This is a genomic window from Sphingobium wenxiniae, from assembly GCF_007830065.1.
Classification (GTDB): domain Bacteria; phylum Pseudomonadota; class Alphaproteobacteria; order Sphingomonadales; family Sphingomonadaceae; genus Sphingobium; species Sphingobium wenxiniae.
Genome location: NZ_VLKK01000004.1, coordinates 118,468 through 136,400, shown reverse-complemented (window position 1 = coordinate 136,400; position 17,933 = coordinate 118,468). Strand labels below are relative to the sequence as shown.

Below are 17,933 nucleotides of genomic sequence, written 5' to 3'. Positions count from 1 at the left end.
GCTCGACATGGGAACACGGGTGCGCCAAAGGCGCTGCCCCATGCTCGCCTTTCTCGCCTCCGTCCTTTTCGTCCTGATCTGGTCCACCGGCTTCATCGTCGCGCGGGCCGTCATGCCGCACGGTTCGCCCGAACTGGTGGTGGCCGTGCGCCTCGCGTTGGTGACGCTGCTTCTGAGCGCGGCCGCCCTCCATGCACGGCAGGTCCTGCCGCGCGGGCGCCGGCTGGCGCTGCATCTGGCGGCAGGCGCATTGCTGCATGGCGTGTATCTGACGCTGAGCTGGTGGGCGGTCGATCATGGAATGCCCGCCGGCATCATGTCTCTGCTGGGCGCGCTTCAACCGTTGATGGTCGCGGTGGCCTGCGTGATCTTCCTGAGCGAACGCCTGCCCGCGCGGGCATGGAGCGGTCTTGGCGTCGCCATTATCGGCGTGGGCTGCGTATTGGCGCCCGCGATCGAGCGGTCGGGCGCGGGTTCGATCGGCGTCCTGCCCGCCATCGCCGCCCTGCTTTCCATCATGGGCATGGCGGCGGGCACGCTGATCCAGCGCGGGGCCATCGCCGGAGACGGCATCGCGATTTCAGGCGCGGTCCAGAATGCGGGCGGCGCAATGGTCGCCATGACCGCCGCCCTGTTCGTGGGCGAGGCGCAATGGGACAATTCCCCGATCCTGTGGATGGGACTCGGCTGGTCGGTGATCGTCCTGTCGGGTGCAGGATTATCGCTGCTGATATGGCTGGTCCGGCATCAGGGACCGACAAGGATGTCGATGCTGCTGCTGCTCGTACCCCCGCTGGCGGTCGTGGAAGCCTGGTTGATTTTCGGCGAAAGACTGGGCGCGGTGCAGCTTGCCGGATTCGCGTTGGCGCTGGGCGGTGTATTGCTGGGCCGGTCCCGGATGAAGCGGCGCGAGGCGGAAGTCGTCGAACCCGCCTGAACGCCCCTACCCCTCGCGCAACCGTTCGTGATGGCGGATCACTTCGTCGATGATGAAGCGTAGGAATTTCTCAGTGAAATCGGGGTCGAGATGGGCGTCGAGCGCCAGTTGGCGGAGGCGCGCGATCTGGCTGTCCTCGCGGCCGGGATCGGCGGGGGGCAGCTTGTGCTCCGCCTTGTAACGGCCCACGGCCTGCGTGACCTTGAAGCGTTCGGCCAGCATGAACACCAGCGCCGCATCGATATTGTCGATGCTTTCGCGATACCGCTTCAGTGTCTCGTCCACGCAAGTCCTCCCGTTCGTGGGGCGCTTTTTGCGCCTTACGCGGCATGAGGCAAGCTATTCCCGCTTGCGTTTAGCTTTTTGCGCCGCCACATGGCCCCTGTCATGACCGCATCTGCCACAGGTAATGTCCATTCCATCGGCCGCGCCAGCAGCGCGCCTTCGCTCGCGCCCATGATGGCGCTGGTGGCGGAGGGTATGAATCAGGTGAACGCCGTCATCCTGGACCGGATGCAGTCGCGCATTCCGCTGATCCCCGAACTTGCCGGGCATCTGATCGCGGGTGGGGGCAAGCGGATGCGGCCGATGCTGACGCTCGCCTGCGCCGATCTCGTGGGCTATGCGGGCACGCGCCATTACAAGCTGGCCGCCGCGGTCGAGTTCATCCACACCGCCACGCTGCTGCATGACGACGTGGTCGACGGATCGGGGCTGCGCCGGGGCCGCAAGACCGCCAACATCATCTGGGGCAACAGCGCCAGCGTGCTGGTGGGCGATTTCCTCTTCTCCCGCTCCTTCGAACTGATGGTCGAGGCCGAATCGCTCAAGGTGCTGAAGATTCTGTCGGGCGCATCGGCGGTGATCGCGGAGGGCGAGGTCAACCAGCTCACCGCCCAGCGCAAGATCGACACGAGCGAAGAGCAATATCTGGAGATCATCGTGGCGAAGACCGCCGCGCTGTTCGCCGCGGCCTGCCGCATTTCCGCCGTGGTCGCGGGACGTGACGAGGCAGAGGAGCAGGCGCTGGACGTCTACGGCAGGAATCTGGGTATCGCGTTCCAGTTGATCGACGACGCCTTGGACTATGAATCGGATGGCGCGACCATGGGCAAGGACGCGGGCGACGACTTCCGGGACGGCAAGGTGACGCTGCCGGTCATCCTCGCCTATGCGCGCGGAACGGAGGAGGATCGCGCCTTCTGGAAAGCTGCCATCGCCGGGCATCGAACCAGCGACGAAGACCTCGCTCATGCGACCCGGCTGCTGCGGCAGACCGGCGCGATCGACGACACTCTGGCGCGCGCGCGCCATTATGGACAGCGCGCCATCGACGCACTGGGCATGTTCGACGGCGGCAAGGCCAAGACGGCATTGGCGGAAGCGGTGGAATTCGCCATAGCGCGCGCCTATTGAGCCGCCTGCCCGTCCCTGACAAAGGCGCGGCAGCCCGATGATCCTGTCCCAGGAAACCATCGCCTTCCTGATGGCGGCCGCGCTGATGGCGGGGCTGATCGACTCCATGGCGGGCGGCGGGGGACTTATCTCCCTTCCCGCATTGATGGCGGCGGGCGTGCCGCCGGTGGGCGCGGTGGCGACCAATAAGCTGCAATCGTCGCTCGGCACCTTCGGGGCCTGCATCGCCTATGCGCGGGCGGGGCATATGGACCTCAAAACCTATCGCTGGCCGGTGATCGCGGCCTTTGCCGGATCGGTGGGCGGCGCGTGGCTGGTGCAGCGGGTCGATCCGTCTATTCTCGCCGGACTGATGCCCGCCTTGCTGATCGCCATCGCGGCCTATTTTACCTTCTCTCCCAAGGTCGGCGAGATGGACCGGCATCAGCGCGTCGGCATCGCGGCGCTCAGCCTGTTGATCGGCGGGATCGGATTTTACGACGGCTTTTTCGGGCCGGGCGCGGGGGCCTTCTATACCACCGTTTTTCTGGCGCTGGGCGGCCTCAGCCTGTTGCGGGCGACGGCGCAGACCAAGGCGGCGAATTTCGCGAGCAACCTTGCCGGACTGCTGACGATGATGGCGGGCGGGCATGTGCTGTGGATCGCGGGCCTTGCCATGGCGGTTGCCAATATCGCGGGCGCGCAGATCGGGGCGCGGCTGGCGATGCGCTTCGGCAGCAGGCTGATCCGGCCGCTGCTGATCGTCATGTCGCTGGCGCTGACGGCAAAGATGCTGATCGATCCGAAAAACCCGATCCACCTCTATCTGTTCGGATAGGATTGCGCCGGACACGGAATGGCGCGACAGGAACGCGATGACCGATCTGCCCATCCATGATGTGCTGCCCGATCTGCGCAGCGCCCTGCGCGCGAGGAGCAATGCGGTGCTGGTCGCGCCGCCCGGCGCGGGCAAGACGACGGCGGTGGCTCCTGCCCTGCTGGACGAACCATGGTGCGAGGGGCAGGTCTTGCTGCTCTCGCCCCGCAGGCTGGCCGCGCGGGCGGCGGCGGAGCGGATCGCCGAACTGATGGGCGAGGAGCCGGGTGGCACGGCCGGCTATGCGACGCGGATGGACAGCCGCCAGTCGGCGAGAACGCGCATCCTCGTGCTGACGGAGGGCATTTTCGTGCGGCGGATTCAGGACGATCCTGAATTGTCGGGTGTGTCCGCCATATTGTTCGACGAAGTGCATGAGCGCAGCCTGGACAGCGATTTCGGATTGGCGTTGGCGCTGGACGCCCAAGGAGCATTGCGACCCGACCTGCGGATCGTGCCGATGTCGGCGACTTTGGACGGGGCGCGCTTCGCGGCGTTGCTGGGCCATGCGCCGGTGATCGAGAGCGAGGGGCGCATCCAGCCGCTCGACTTGCGGCATGTCGGGCGGTCGGCGGAAAAGCGGATCGAGGACGAGATGGCGGCCGCCGTCCGGCTGGCACTGGGCGAGGAGGCGGAAGGCGACCTGCTCGCCTTCCTGCCCGGCGTAGCGGAGATCGAGCGGACGGCGGAGCGGCTGGAAGGGCTGGGCGTGGAAATTCACAGGCTGCATGGGAGCCTTGATCCCGCCGCCCAGCGCGCGGCGATCCTGCCTTCGCGGGAAGGGCGGCGGAAAGTCATCCTCGCAACGTCCATCGCGGAGACGAGCCTTACCATCGACGGGGTGCGGATCGTAGTGGATTCAGGGCTGGCGCGGCGGCCGCGCTACGACCGGGCGGCGAGCGTCACGCGGCTGGTGACGGAACGCGCCAGCCAGGCGGCGGCGACCCAGCGCGCGGGGCGCGCCGCGCGCCAGCGGCCAGGCGTCGCCTATCGGCTGTGGGAAGCGGCGGCAACGGCGGGAATGCCGCCCTTCGACCCTCCCGAAATTTTGGAGAGCGACCTGTCGAGCCTGCTGCTGGACTGCGCGCTTTGGGGCGTGAGCGATCCGGCGGGGCTGCGCTGGCTGGACGCGCCGCCCGTGGCCGCGGTGGCGGAGGCGCGCGCGCGGCTGACGGTGCTGGATGCGCTGGATACGGATGGGCGAATCACGGCGCACGGCAAGGCGCTCGCCCGCCTGCCGGTCGAGCCGCGCATCGGGCATATGCTGGTGCGCGCGGGGGAGATGGGACTGGCCGAGGTGGCCGCCGACATCGCCGTGCTGCTGGGCGAGCGTGGCATTGGCGGGCAGGATATCGACCTGTCGCAGCGGCGGACGCGCTGGCGGCGGGAAAGCGGCAGGCGCGCCGATGCGGCAAGGGCGATGGCAAGGCGGTGGGCGAAACTCATCGGCCCGTCCCCGGCCCATCCCGCAAGCGGGAGGGGAGAGCATGAGGTGGGCATCTGCCTCGCCATCGCCTTTCCCGATCGGGTAGCGAAGCGGCGCTCCGCCGATGGCGCGGACTGGGCGAGCGTGGGCGGGCGCAGGTTCCGTCTCGATCCGCTGTCGCCGCTGGCGCGCGAGGATTGGCTCGCGGTCGGTGCGGTGCAGGGCAGCGCGGCGGGCGCGCGTATCCTGTCGGCCGCGCCCTTGAGCGAGGCGGATGTGCTGGCCCTGTTCGGCGGCAAGGTGGCGGAGCATCGGACGGTGCGCTTCCGGGCGGACACCGGCGGGATCGAAGCCTTGCGCGAGCGGCGGCTGGGCGCGGTGCGGCTGTCCTCCGGCTCCGATGACCGGCCCGACCCGCAAGCGGTGACGGCGGCGCTGGTGGAAGGCGTGCGGCAAGGCGGCCTGAACCTGCTGCCATGGTCGGATGCGGCGCACTCGCTCAGGACGCGGGCGGATTTCGCGGGAGTGGAGACGCTGTCCGACGCGGCGCTGCTGGAGACGCTGGACGAATGGCTGCCGCCCTTGCTGGCAGGCAAGCGGCGCTTGTCCGATATCGACAGATCGCAGCTTACCGGCGTGCTGGAAGGGCTGATCGGCTGGGACGGGAAGCAGCAGGTCGACCGGCTCGCCCCGCCTGAGTTCCGCTCACCGGCCGGGAGCGGCCATGCCATCGACTATGCGGCGGAAGGCGGGCCGCGCGTCGAATTGCGCGTGCAGGCGCTCTTTGGCCTGAGCGAGCATCCCATGGTCGGGAGCGGACGAATCCCGCTCGTCCTCTCCCTCACCTCGCCCGCCGGGCGGCCGATCCAGACGACGCGCGACCTGCCGGGCTTCTGGGCGGGAAGCTGGAGCGCGGTCGCCAAGGAAATGCGCGGACGCTATCCCAGGCATCCCTGGCCCGACGATCCGGCGGGCGCGGCGGCGACATTGCGGACGAAACGCGCCGATGCCCGCGCCAAGCCTTGACGAAGCCCCGCCCGCTGGTGCAACGCGGCTCCACGATTTCACGGAGTCTTTCACGCGATGACCGCGCGCATCTATCAAATCCAGAAGAACGCCCTGCAATCCGGCAAGGCGCTGACCCGTAAATGGGTGCTGGAATATGCGCCCGCCGAAGCCAAGACGCCCGATCCGCTGACCGGCTGGGCCGGTTCGGGCGACATGAAGCAGCAATTGACGCTGACCTTCCCTTCCGAAGACGCCGCGCGCGCCTATGCCGAACGCGAAGGCATCGCCTATACCGTCATCCCGTCGGCGCCCAAGGCTCTGAAAATTCAGGCTTACGCCGACAATTTCCGCTGATCGCGCGGCTTGACGGAGTTTTTCAGGCCAGATGCTGCCCGATTGACGCCTTATTCCCTTGCCAGAAGCGGGCTTTGCTTCCCATCATGGATTGAAGAGATAATGACGGATCGCCAGCAGATTTTCGACAGCGTCGCGGCGCAGATCGCCCCTTTCAACAAGAAAGGCGTGGACCTGACCGAAGCCACCACCTTCGCGGGCGATCTGGAATGGGACAGCCTGACCGTGATGGACTTCGTGGCCGCGATCGAGGATGAATTCGACATCATCATCACCATGAACATGCAGGCCGAAATCGAAACCGTCGGTCAGCTTGTGGACGCCGTGGCGAAGCTCAAGGGCTGAAACCGCGCATTTCCTTCGTGCGGCCGGACGCACGGATATTGGGATAGTTTAGATGACGCAAGCCACCGCCACGCAAACGCGCGACCTGTTTTCCAAGTTCGACCCCCTGATCGCGGAGCGCGAGGCGCTGCTGGCGACAGGCGTGCGCGATCCCTTCGCCATCGTGATGGACAAGGTGTTGTCCCCCACGCGGGCTATCATCAAGGGCAAGGAAACCATCCTGCTCGGCACCTATAATTATATGGGCATGACGTTCGATCCGGATGTCATCGCGGCGGGCAAGAAGGCGCTCGACGAATTCGGCGCGGGAACCACGGGAAGCCGCGTGCTCAACGGCACATATCAGGGACACAGGGAAGTCGAGGAGGCGCTGAAGGAGTTCTACGGCACGTCCTCCGCCATGGTCTTTTCGACCGGATACCAGGCCAATCTGGGCATGATCTCGACGCTGGCGGGCAAGGGCGACTATGTCGTGCTGGACGCGGACAGCCATGCGTCCATCTATGACGGCTGCTTCCTGGGCGACGCGGAAATCGTGCGCTTCCGCCACAACAGCGTCGAGGATCTGGACAAGCGCCTGGGCCGCCTGCCCGCCGATGCGCTCAAGCTGGTGGTGCTGGAGGGCGTCTATTCGATGCTGGGCGACGTTGCCCCCCTGCCCGCCATGGTGGCCGCCGTCCGCAAGCATCCCAATTGCATGATCCTGGTCGACGAAGCGCATGGCATGGGCTTTTTCGGTCCCAACGGCCGGGGCGTCTACGAGGAGCAGGGCGTCGAGAAGGATGTGGACTTCGTCGTCGGCACTTTTTCCAAGTCGGTCGGCACGGTGGGCGGCTTCTGCGTGTCCAACCACCCGAAGTTCGAAGTGATGCGCCTCGTCTGCCGGCCCTATGTCTTCACCGCATCGTTGCCGCCCAGCGTGGTCGCCACCGCCGCGACCAGCATCCGCAAACTGATGAGCGCGGGCGAAAAGCGCGCGCATCTCTGGAAGAACAGCAAGCGGCTGCACAAGGGCCTCACCGATCTCGGCTTCACGTTGGGGACGAAGGAGCCGCAGTCGGCAATCATCGCCGTGATCCTGACCGATCAGGTCCAGGCGGTCGCGATATGGCAGGCGTTGCTGGAACTGGGCCTCTACGTCAATATGGCGCGTCCTCCGGCAACTCCGGCGGGCACCTTCCTGCTGCGCTGTTCACTATGCGCGGAGCATAGCGACGAGCAGGTCGGGCAGATCATCGGCATGTTCGAAGCGGCGGGCCGGACGGTCGGCGCCATCGGCTGATCGGCGCGAGCCAGCTAATTCACGACCAGACGAGCCTTGCGCGCGATCAAATTCCAGTCTTTTATGCAACCTTTAACCGTTGCTGTTTCGCACGCAACACCGTTTGGCTAGTGTAACAGACCATGGCGCACGGCGATTTCATGGAAGATGAGAGAACCGGCTGGCGGTCGCAGCTTCGGCGCGCCTTCGCCCCGGCATTGGCGATCCTTCTTGTCATGGCGCTGGGCGCCCTGCTTTATGGCGCGGGCAGCGCGTCGCGCGACCACGCGCGGGCGCTGGCGGAACAGCAGAAAAGTTATGAAGTCATCGCGCTCGCCCGCACGTTCCAGGCGACGACCGCCCGCGCGGAAGTGACGCTGGCCCGCTACGTCATCAGCATGGACCCGGATACGGGCCGTCTGTTTCAGGACCAGTGGCGCACGGCGGCCAGCCAGATCAAATCGTTGATCTATGCCACGCGGGAATCGGGCTGGCAGCAAGACAATGTCCGGCAGTTGCAACAGGCCTTCATCGTCCGCGGCAAGACGCTGAGCCAGATCGGCCTGCGCACGACTTATGACCAGAAGATGGGAGCGCTCGCGCAATTCCATCAGGCAGGCAAATCGGAAGACCTGCAACGGATCACCACCCTGCTGGACAGCGTGATACAGGCGGAGAACAAGCGTCTGGCGGAACGCAGCCTGGCGGTCAGCATCGCCGGTGATCGCAGCGCCTGGGTCAGCCGAACCTATCGCCTGCTGGGGCTGACCCTGCTGGTGAGCGTGCTGTGCGCGATATGGCTGGCCAACGCCGCCTATACCGGACGGCGCAATGCCCGGCGGCTGGCCGAGGCGGAAACCGACAGGGCCGATCGGCTGGAAGCGGCGGTCAGCGCGCGGACCATCGAATTGTCCGAAGCCTATGAATTGTTGAAGAAGGAAACCGCCGAACGCGCCGCCGTCGAGGAAAATCTGCGCCAGATGCAGAAGATGGACGCCATCGGCCAATTGACCGGCGGGATCGCCCATGATTTCAATAATATGCTGGCGGTCGTCGTCGGTGGGCTGGAACTGGCCAAGCGCAAGCTGAGGCTGAAACCGGAGGAGGCGTCCCGGCATCTGGCCAACGCCATGGAAGGGGCGCATCGCGCCGCCGCGCTGACCCGCCGCCTGCTGGCCTTCGCCCGGTCGGAGCCGCTGCTGCCGAACGCGCTGGACCCGGACGCCCTTCTGGGCGACATGGAGGAATTGATCGACCGCACCATCGGCGACCAGATCGTCGTGACTTTTCGTCATCATGCCCAGGGCTGGCGCATCTTCGTCGACCAGCAGCAGATGGAGAATGCGATCCTGAACCTGTGCGTCAATGCGCGCGACGCCATGGACGGACGCGGCAAGCTCACCATCGAAACGACCCAGACCCGCCTTTCCGAGAATGAGGTCGGGGAATGCCCTGCCGGGGACTATGTCACGCTGACGGTGAAGGACGATGGCTGCGGCATGTCGCCGGAGATATTGGCCCGCGTGTTCGAACCGTTCTTCACGACCAAGCCCGTGGGCAAGGGAACCGGTCTCGGCCTCAGCCAGATTTTCGGCTTCGTGCGCCAGAGCGAGGGAGAAATCCGCATCGAATCACAGGAGGGCAAGGGAACCACGGTTCAGATCCACCTGCCCCGCCGCATCGTCGCGGAAACCGAGTTGCACAGCATCGTGCCGGATGTCGAACGCGAACCCACCCTCCACCCACCGACACGCATTCTAGTAGTGGAGGACGATCCGCGCGTGCTCAGCCAGACCATGGCGGCCCTTTCGGAACTCGGCCACCTGCCGCTCGCCTGCGATCATCCCGACAAGGCGGTGAAGCTGCTGGCGGCCAATCGCGACATCGGCCTCATCCTGACGGACGTGCTGATGCCTGATATGACCGGACCCGAACTGATCCGGTCCTTGTCCCGCGCCTATACCCATCTGCCCGTGCTGTTCGTGACCGGATATGCGGGCGACACGGCGGAAAGCGCCGATTTCGCAGGATATGAGGTGCTGCGCAAACCCTATACGCTGGCGGCGCTGTCGGTGGCGCTTTCCAACGCGCTCAACGGATCGCGCCACCCCGGAACAGCCGCGGCAGCAGAGTAAGCGCGCCGATCAGCGGCCAGCGGCGCTGCCAGGGCTTGATCTCTATCGCGGTGCCTGCATGGCGGTTGATCTTCCAGGCAAGATAGTCGATCCCACCCGTATAGGTGAAGCTGGCCTTGGCAAGGCGGACGACAGACAGCCATTTTCCCCGCCGCTGCAAAGTGCGCCAGCGGCGTGCCGCCTGATCGGGCGCCAGGACGCCGGTCACTTCGCCATGCGGTCCGACGCCCCGCTGCCGCGCGATTTCTTCCAGAGCGGCCAGGCCGAAGCGCTCATAACGGTCCGGGTCGCCATCGACGATGGAGAAGGATCGGCCCTTCCGCTCCGCCCGCAATTCTGCATTGTAGGTGAGGGTGAAGCCTGTTTTCCACAGTTCCAGGATGCCGGGAGCAGTTCCCGGCGGCATCATCGGCATGGTCAATTCCAGCAGCGTCGGCGCGGCCGAGGCGATGGCGGCGACGGCGCGTTGCCGGGCAAGGTCATCCGCCGCCCAGAGCAGCCGCGACGGCTGGGCAAAGCGTGCCCAGACCGACACATTGTCTGCTTCCAGGCTGCAAAGCCGCGCGAAATCGGCTTCCGACAGCACCGCATATTTGGCGATCAGGCCTCTGTGCTCAAAGGGGAATACATTGGGCGGGACCAAGCGGTTGGCGGTCGCCAGCCATTTTTTGGCATAAGCGGCGCGATAGGCGGATACGATCAGGTAGAAATCGAGCATCCGCCCGTCGAGATTCTCCTCCCGCAGGCAGGAACCATAGAAGAGCACCGCGCGCGCCGCTTGCGGGTAGCGCGCGGCAAGCCCCACCGCCATCGCGGCAGCGCGCGGATCGGCCGGCATGGCGAGTTCTTGGGCGACGAGGGAGCGCAGGCGGTCGGGCATCGTCGCCCTCCTTAACGCCTGACGAACGGCAAGGACAGATATTGACGGATATTTCCAGATGCGATCCATCGCGCCGCAGCCGATGGAAGAGTAGGGCAAAGGCCCCCGCATTGCCAATAAGAAGGATCTACCATTCAACGCTCATTGCCGCCGCTGCATATCTTGAAAGATACGCAGCGGCGGCAATAATTCAGACCAATGCTCGTTTAAGGCACGTTGGCCGGGCTTATGCTTCCTGGTCTTCAGACCAGATACGAAATACCCAAGCTACACATATGGCCGCTGCGATGAAGGCGCCCATCAATAGGCCGCCAAGGAAGAAAAGCAGGTCGGTCATGCTGATGCACCGCTTACAGAAAGCGGCTGTTCGCCGCTCCTTCACCAGCAGCATCGCCTGCCATTCTGGTCAACCCCCTCCAGTATAGATCATCTTTCTTGGTATTAATGGAAACATCCAATATGAATAGACGACTCTCCATTTTCATCCCCCACAATATAGCAATAATCGAAAATATATTCGACCATTACTGGTGTTACACGGCCCCCACAGCCTTCAAAACTGGCAATCTTTCTTCAGAGAAATTAACGAACATCTTTCTGAGTTGAGCCTCCATCTTCTCTGGATCAGCAATTTCCTTGCCATCGATGACCAATCTCTGTTCCTGAGCGGTCAGGGTGGTCTGGACGAATGCCGGTGCATCGTCGTGAACCTGATGGATGGCATGGAGGAACAACTGCTCGATCCGGTTCACAGGCAAAGCGGAGCCAATGGTCGGGGCAGCCAGATGCTGAATATCGCCCGAATATTGTGCGCGCTTGCAGATATGTGCATTCAGCCTACGTGAGGCGCCGGGGCTGGCGCTTTGGCTCCCCGGAATTTGCACTGGAGCGACAAAACCCTGCGCCATAAGGATGAGCAGGGCTTCCCAGATTTGCGCGCGCGAAAGCTTTTTACATGCTGGCGACGCCTCCAACTCCGCGACGCTTATCGGTTCAAGAAGCCTGCTGGCGAGCGCGTCGGTCAACGGACCATAGATGTCCGACCGCAATGAGGCTTCACCAGCCCCTGCCACAATCTTGGAAGGTGGAGATGCAGGATCACCAAGGAGCATGAAATATTGCTGCCCGGCAATTTCCAGTAATTCATAGTGCGACATGACGCGAACGCCGCGGGCAAAAATATCGCGGCGAAACTGTTGATTGACGAAATAATCGCGCGTGGTTTCACGTAATTTGACATCATCGATCCGTGCGAGGATAGGGCGCGCTTTTTCCGGCGTGCTGATCGAAGGGATATTATCCAATATATTGGCGGAAGCAGCGAAACCGAGCTTTGCGCTTTCCAAAATTTCCGCGACCGCGGAAAACGGCATGGGGTCCCAAAATGTGTTGAAATATTCGTGCGCTATATAATTGCGATCCTGTCCCTTGATCGCTTCCAGCCGATGAGCAAGCGCAGGATTGGCCGAAAAATAGGACGCGCCATCCTCAATGACTTTTTCGACAAACTCGATGGACTGATCGACCCTCGACAACAGATCGCCCTTGGCAGCCGTTTTGGCATATTGTGCCATCAAATGACGCAGCGGGACGACCGACGACCAGCCCGGTGTGACATTATAGCTAATGTAGAGGATTCCACCGGGCTTCAATTTGCGATGCAGGATGTTGAGAATTGACTGACGGCCGTCCGCCGAAATCCACGACCATATGCCGTGCAGCGAAATAATGTCGAATTGCGGCAGATCTTCCACTGCCATCAATTCTTCAAAGGCGTGATCGAATATTCTGACCGGCTGCCCACTGGCCTCCGCCAATTCCCGGGCATGTGCGGCCTGGGCGGGATTGAAGTCCGTTCCGAAAAACTGCCCTTCCGACGTCGCGGCGTTGATATTCAGGGACACGCCCTGTCCAAAACCCAATTCCAGATAGTTGGGATGTTCGCCCACCGAATGCTGAATCCCGCGCGAAAGAAGCGCCAGTTTCAGCCGCTGCGGCGAAAGTTCGGGGTAATAGCCGTAGAGATAATCCACTTCAGAAACATAGCCCGCGTTCCACATGAGCATTCTTCCGCCGAATTGATTGAAAGTATGCGATCCGTCTTTCGTCAAAGACGAAGGGCGCGCCGTGTGACCGACGCGCCCTCCCCCCTCCGCGACCCTAGGGGTTTTAGAAGCCGAAGCTGATACCGGCGCGGACCTGACCCGAGGACGTATGGCCACCAAAGCCCAGACCACCCGACAGGAACAGTCCGACGCGCTTGTTGACCGTGGCGTCGATGCCCAGTTCAATCAGACCGGAACCGTTGGGGTCCACACCGCGCAGCTGGAAGTCATCCCCACCGCCCAGATACTGGACCGTGCGACGGTTACCGACATTCCCCTGGAAGGTGTATTGCAGCTTACCATAGGGACGGTAGGCAACCTTCTCCGGATCACCCAGCAGAGCGCCCGCCTTCACACCCAGGACAGGGTTGAAGACAGTCTTGGATGCGCCCTTGACGTTCAGGCCGATGCCCGCACCGCCTTCTTCCGTGAAGCCGTTCATCGACCAGTGGCGAGCCGCCAGCTTACCGAACGGGGTGACGACCAGATTGCCACCGGCCTGCATGTCATAGCCCAGTTCCAGAGCCGCATCCCACTGCTTGCCCTTGAAATCGCCTTCGATGGTGCGGGCGAGGATCGTCAGATCACGCTCCACCTCGAACTTGGAGAAGCCATAGGCAAAGCTGAGGTTGCCGTAGAAGGGACCGAAGCCCTGCGTTGCATAAGCGCCGATGGTGTAGGTCCGGACCTGAGCGCTTTCAGGCGTGCCGCGAGCGTTCACATCATGCTGGCCGTAGCCGAAGCCGATGCCGACCGCGCCATTGTCCTGATAGGCCACGTCGATACCGAAGGCGCCGCCATAGCTGTTCGTCTTGATCTTCGACGCACCGGACTTGGTGCCGCCCGTCTTGACGAAGCTGGCCGACGGATCGAACCAGAGCTGGGTGCCCAGCGCTTCACCATAGCCCCGACGCTGGGTCAGGCGGTTCAGCGAACTGTTGAACACCGAGTTCTGATCCACCGAAGCAAGCGAACCGTAGATCTCAGCCGAGGAAAGCTCGTTGAAGACCTGGGCCGCCTGTGCAGCGTTCAGGCGCCAGTCAAGACCAGCAGCGATGTTCGCAATGTCCTGAGCATTGGCGATGTCCGTGACCGAGGAGAAAGCAGCGCCGCCAGCGGCATCCGCCTTCACCTTGGCGATCACGTCGGCAAGCGCGCTGTCCAGACCCACCGCAGCCGAAGCGGCGTTGGGGTTGGTCGCACCCGTCGCATAGCTCAGGCGATTGGCGGCGATCTTCACCGTCTTGGCCGTTGTGTCATGCGTCAGACCGAACTTCACGAAGTTCGAGCTGATCGACGTATCCACCGTCGCCGTTACGTCGCCGTCACCCGTATAGGTGAAGAGAGTGTAACCGTCGCCGTTCGAATAGAGACTGTCCTTCGAAACGGTGACCGCCACCTTACCGGCCAGGTTCAGGTCGCCATCGACCGTGACGGACGACGGGGTGGAAGCAACACCGGCCTTATCCACCGTGGTGAAGTAAGGAATGCTCACGCTTCCCGTGATCGGACCCAGGATTTCCGTCGAGGAACCACCATCGTTGATCGACAGGTTGCCGAAGCGGACCAGTGAGGGGTTGATGCCTACGACCGTCGTGCCGGTGGCGCTCTGGTTGTAGTTGCCCTGCTGATGGATGGTGATGCCGTCGATCACTTCAGGTCCAGCGCTGGTGATGCTGCTGCCGACATTCTGGATGACGGTCGGTGCGCGGCGTCCCAGCACAAGGGTGGCATCATTGTTGATGTTGCCCTTGATCCCGAATACCGGATCAACATCGTCCCACGAAGCATTATCGTGCACGCTCAGCTGAACTTCGCCAGCCTTGATGTTGAAGTTGCCGACGTCCAGCGTCCATGCAGCAGGCGTAGCGCCGTCTGCCGGGAAATATTCGTCACCATGGATGACGAACGTGCCCGCGCCTTCCTTGTTCAGCGTGTTGACGCCACGAACGCGAACGGCGGTGGTGCCGAACAGAGCCTTGGCATTTTCCGGCAGCGACGCGACAGGCGTGTAGTCACCGGCGAACGTCTTGGTCTTGAACTCGCTGGCGCCCAGGAAGCCGCTGCCGTTCAGGTTGACGGTCGTGTCGGTCAGGAACGCGCCGCTATCGTCGCGCTGGGCATCGATGTCGCCCAGAGTGATCGACCCGTTGTTCAGGTTGATAGTCGCCTTGATATCGGCAGTCTTGACCGCCTTTTCACCGCCGACGATGAGGTCGAACTTGGTCGGATCGACATCGTCAGGCGTCATCGTCACGCCGCGGCCGGACACCAGGCCGGCCAGTTCGCTATACACGTCGTATTGCGTCGTGGTCGCGCCACCGACCGAGAAGCCGCCGGACACGCCGTTCTGGTTCACAGTATATTCCTGCGAAGCCGCAACCGGATCGACCGTGACGGTCGTGGTGGTCAACGTCGCATCCACCTTGGCGGAGCCGCTATACTGCGATTCACCGAGATAGGTGGTGCCGTTGAGGATACCGCTGTTGGTCACGGTGCCCGTCGCGCCAGCGATTTGCGCACCGCCCACGATCAGGCCGGTGTTGGTCAGGCTGGCGTCGCCGCCAACCGGCGTGACCGTCACTTCCGCGACCACGTTACGCAGGGTGGCGGTGCTGGCATCGGTGTCGGTCAGGGTCGAGTTCCCTTCGACGCCCAGCGAGTAGACGCCGACGCCATTCAGGATTTGACCGCTGTTGGTGACCGAAGCAGATTCCAGACCGGAAGCATAAGCCGATCCGCCAACCTTGCCGTCGTTGGAAACGACAGCCTTGCCGCCCAATGCCGTGTAGGTTGCGCTCCGCTCGAAGCTGTCGGCAGCGACGTCCTGCACTTCCTTGGTCTGCTCGCGATATCCCTCGCTGATCGCGCCAACGCTGCCGCCGACCTCATTGCCCGCCTTGATGGTGACGGTGGCGCCGCCAAGACCGCTGGCATAGGCATCGCCGCCGACGCTCGGCACGCCCTTGCCCTGCAAGGTCGCCGCCGTATCGACGAGGATGGTCGCTTCACCGCCGAAGCTGGAAAGATCGCTTTCTTTCGTGAGCTTGGGCGTGGAGAAATCCGGAGCGCCGCCCTTGATGTCCAATTCGGCGGTTATCGTTTCGGAACCCAGAAGTGAGCCATTGCCGGTGCTGGCATAAACGCTGCCGCCGATCGTGCCGGTGATGGTTGCCGTGGCGTCACCATGCGCCGCCTCGACCTCTGCATAACCGTCGATCCGGCCAGCATTTTGCAGCGTGGCATTACCATCGACCTTGGACGCTGCCCAAGTCTGGCTGTCGACGTTGGTTACAGTGCCGTCACCCGCTTTATCGACCGTGGCGTTAGAGACACTCGATTCGCTGTAATCATTATATACGGTGTCGACGAACACATTGCCGTCGGCCTTCGCCTTCGCACCGATCACCGCCAAAGCGGAATTGGCGCCCTCGACATCGATATCGCCGCCCACATGGCCAGCACCCTGCACCGTGACGGTCGCATCGCCGCCGGTATAGGTATAGGAGTTATCATAGGCCGTGTTGACAATATTGGTCGATTCCAGAACGCCAGCCTTGTAGGTTCCGGTTGTGACCTTGCTGCTCTTATATGTATCGTCATACGAGCTGCTGCCGGAATCAATGCCGCCGTTCACCGTGCCGCCATCGACGGTCACGACGCTCGCCTTCGTGCCATAAGAATCAACGTCGCCGCTGACCAGGCTGCCAGCGCCGATGACATCGACCTTGCTGGTCCCCGCCGTCGAAACATATTGATTGCTGGTGGCCGTGGTGTCCACCTTGGTGCCGTCGCCGGCAGGCGCCACACCAACCTTGGTCGTTACGACATTCGTGACATCGTTGGAGCCAGCATCGGACTCAAGGCTACCGTAAACCTTGCCGGTCACGGTCGCCGTGCTGTCCTTATCGGCTGACTGATAGATATCGCCACCACCGGGCGCGCCGCCAAAGTTCAACTGACCGTTGACGCCCGCATAGGTGCCTTCGACCGAACCGCCCGTGGCGCTGGTCACCGTCGTCGTCGTGTCGCCAGCAACAACCGGCGCCGCCGTGTCGCTGTCGGAACTGCTCAGTTCGGTTGTGCCGACAACGACGCCTTCGTTGACGAACTTCACATCACCGGTATCCGAACCCGCCTGGACAAATTGGCCGATCTGGGCACTCTTGCTGTTGGCGATCGAAACCGCACCGTCTTCGGCCCCAGCAGAAACATAACCACCGATCTTGCCATCATTCGTGATCGCGATGGCGCCTTCATTCGACTCGGCGTCAACATAGGTGCCGATCTCACCCTTGTTGGCAACCGTTACCGCACCCTTGCCGTCAGCATATGCCTCAACATAATCGCCGATAGTGCCGTTGTTGGTGATTTCAACGGTGCCATCGCCCGTGGAATGGCCATGGACGCCATCGCCCACCTTACCGTCGTTTGTGATCGAAACCGCGCCGTCGCCATGCACAGTGATGTAATCATCAACCGTCGCCTTGGCCGCATTTGCGATGGTGACATCACCGAGCGAACCGGAGACATCTACATCGCCAGCGCTCCCTTCATTGGTGATCGAAACCGCACCACCGAAGTTATACGCATTGATGTCGCCATCAACTTCGCCCTTATTGACAACCGTGAAGGTGTTTCCGGCCTTGACGACGCCCACGCCGCCGAAATCCAACCCGGCAGCCTTGCCGTTATTGTTGACGATGATGGCGCCATCGCCTTCACCAGCGGCGTAAGCCGTGGCGTCAAAACCAATAGAACCGCCGGTCACTTCTCCAGCCGTTCCAATCGTCACGGTCAGATCGGGATTGGCGGGCGCGGTGATCGCCGTAACGATCTTCGCATCGACGGCTGCACCCGTCTCCGATGCGGTCACGTCGACCGTAGCGGGAGCCGCCCAGGCTACGCCAGCATTGACAAGCAGTGCCGCCGGTATGGAAGCCGACACGAGCAGCCTCCGGTTGAACTTGGAACTATTTCTCATTCACTTTCCCCTAACTCGGTCTTACGAACCCACGACGGCGGCTCGCGCAGAAATGCGGCAGGCATGCTTCAAGCAGCGCTGCTCCCTCACAAATGAAGCCGCGAACAAGTCTAGAGCATGATGATGCCCCCTTTCTCTAAGCCCCACATTCCGGAGCGCACGTGAAACGCACACCGCCGCAATCTACGCAAATCGGATATTATCTATCGCACTGTTTCGCAAACGA

At 62.9% G+C, this 17,933-nt stretch carries 12 protein-coding genes; 8 read left to right on the top strand and 4 right to left on the bottom strand.

What is annotated here, in order from left to right; all coding sequences use genetic code 11:
• Nucleotides 1–40 precede the first annotated feature (40 nt).
• Nucleotides 41–937, top strand: coding sequence for a DMT family transporter (locus IQ35_RS06940; RefSeq protein WP_021247362.1), 897 nt, complete (start codon nt 41–43; stop codon nt 935–937).
• 6 nt (nt 938–943) lie between these two features.
• Here the strand turns inward: IQ35_RS06940 and IQ35_RS06935 are convergent, their stop codons facing one another.
• Entirely contained in the window at nt 944–1,222 is a 279-nt protein-coding gene (locus tag IQ35_RS06935; protein ID WP_021247363.1) for a chorismate mutase, read from the bottom strand.
• A gap of 102 nt (nt 1,223–1,324) precedes the next feature.
• Here IQ35_RS06935 and IQ35_RS06930 point away from each other — a divergent pair, with 102 nt between their 5' ends.
• The 7 genes from IQ35_RS06930 (at nt 1,325) to IQ35_RS06900 (ending at nt 9,738) form a co-directional block, all read left to right on the top strand.
• Nucleotides 1,325–2,353: a polyprenyl synthetase family protein gene (locus tag IQ35_RS06930; RefSeq protein ID WP_021247364.1), complete on the top strand. Its 1,029-nt coding sequence runs from the start codon at nt 1,325–1,327 to the stop codon at nt 2,351–2,353.
• Between the two features lie 37 nt (nt 2,354–2,390).
• Nucleotides 2,391–3,170 (top strand): TSUP family transporter, encoded by a 780-nt coding sequence (locus IQ35_RS06925; RefSeq protein ID WP_021247365.1) that lies wholly within the window; start codon nt 2,391–2,393, stop codon nt 3,168–3,170.
• Between the two features lie 37 nt (nt 3,171–3,207).
• Nucleotides 3,208–5,661: an ATP-dependent helicase HrpB gene (gene hrpB, locus IQ35_RS06920; RefSeq protein ID WP_145072366.1), complete on the top strand. Its 2,454-nt coding sequence runs from the start codon at nt 3,208–3,210 to the stop codon at nt 5,659–5,661.
• Nucleotides 5,662–5,718: 57 nt separating this feature from the next.
• On the top strand, nt 5,719–5,997 hold the full coding sequence (locus tag IQ35_RS06915) for an ETC complex I subunit (protein ID WP_021247368.1): 279 nt from the start codon (nt 5,719–5,721) through the stop codon (nt 5,995–5,997).
• A 102-nt stretch (nt 5,998–6,099) separates the two neighbouring features.
• On the top strand, nt 6,100–6,342 hold the full coding sequence (locus IQ35_RS06910) for an acyl carrier protein (RefSeq protein WP_145072364.1): 243 nt from the start codon (nt 6,100–6,102) through the stop codon (nt 6,340–6,342).
• Nucleotides 6,343–6,394: 52 nt separating this feature from the next.
• The gene (spt, locus tag IQ35_RS06905; RefSeq protein ID WP_145072362.1) at nt 6,395–7,624 is read left to right on the top strand and encodes a serine palmitoyltransferase; all 1,230 of its coding nucleotides are present in this window, start codon (nt 6,395–6,397) and stop codon (nt 7,622–7,624) included.
• Between the two features lie 140 nt (nt 7,625–7,764).
• Complete coding sequence (locus IQ35_RS06900) at nt 7,765–9,738, top strand: ATP-binding protein (RefSeq protein ID WP_376699473.1); 1,974 nt, start codon at nt 7,765–7,767, stop codon at nt 9,736–9,738.
• Here IQ35_RS06900 and IQ35_RS06895 read toward each other — a convergent pair.
• The 3 genes from IQ35_RS06895 to IQ35_RS06885 all read right to left on the bottom strand — a co-directional run bounded on the left by IQ35_RS06895 (nt 9,695) and on the right by IQ35_RS06885 (nt 17,671).
• A complete protein-coding gene (locus IQ35_RS06895; RefSeq protein WP_145072358.1) occupies nt 9,695–10,618 on the bottom strand; it encodes a hypothetical protein in 924 nt (307 codons plus the stop codon). The genes IQ35_RS06900 and IQ35_RS06895 overlap by 44 nt on opposite strands.
• Before the next feature lie 533 nt (nt 10,619–11,151).
• Nucleotides 11,152–12,678, bottom strand: a complete 1,527-nt coding sequence (locus IQ35_RS06890; RefSeq protein WP_158636604.1) for a class I SAM-dependent methyltransferase — start codon at nt 12,676–12,678, stop codon at nt 11,152–11,154.
• A 109-nt stretch (nt 12,679–12,787) separates the two neighbouring features.
• Nucleotides 12,788–17,671, bottom strand: coding sequence for an autotransporter outer membrane beta-barrel domain-containing protein (locus IQ35_RS06885; protein WP_199739924.1), 4,884 nt, complete (start codon nt 17,669–17,671; stop codon nt 12,788–12,790).
• Nucleotides 17,672–17,933: the final 262 nt, after the last annotated feature.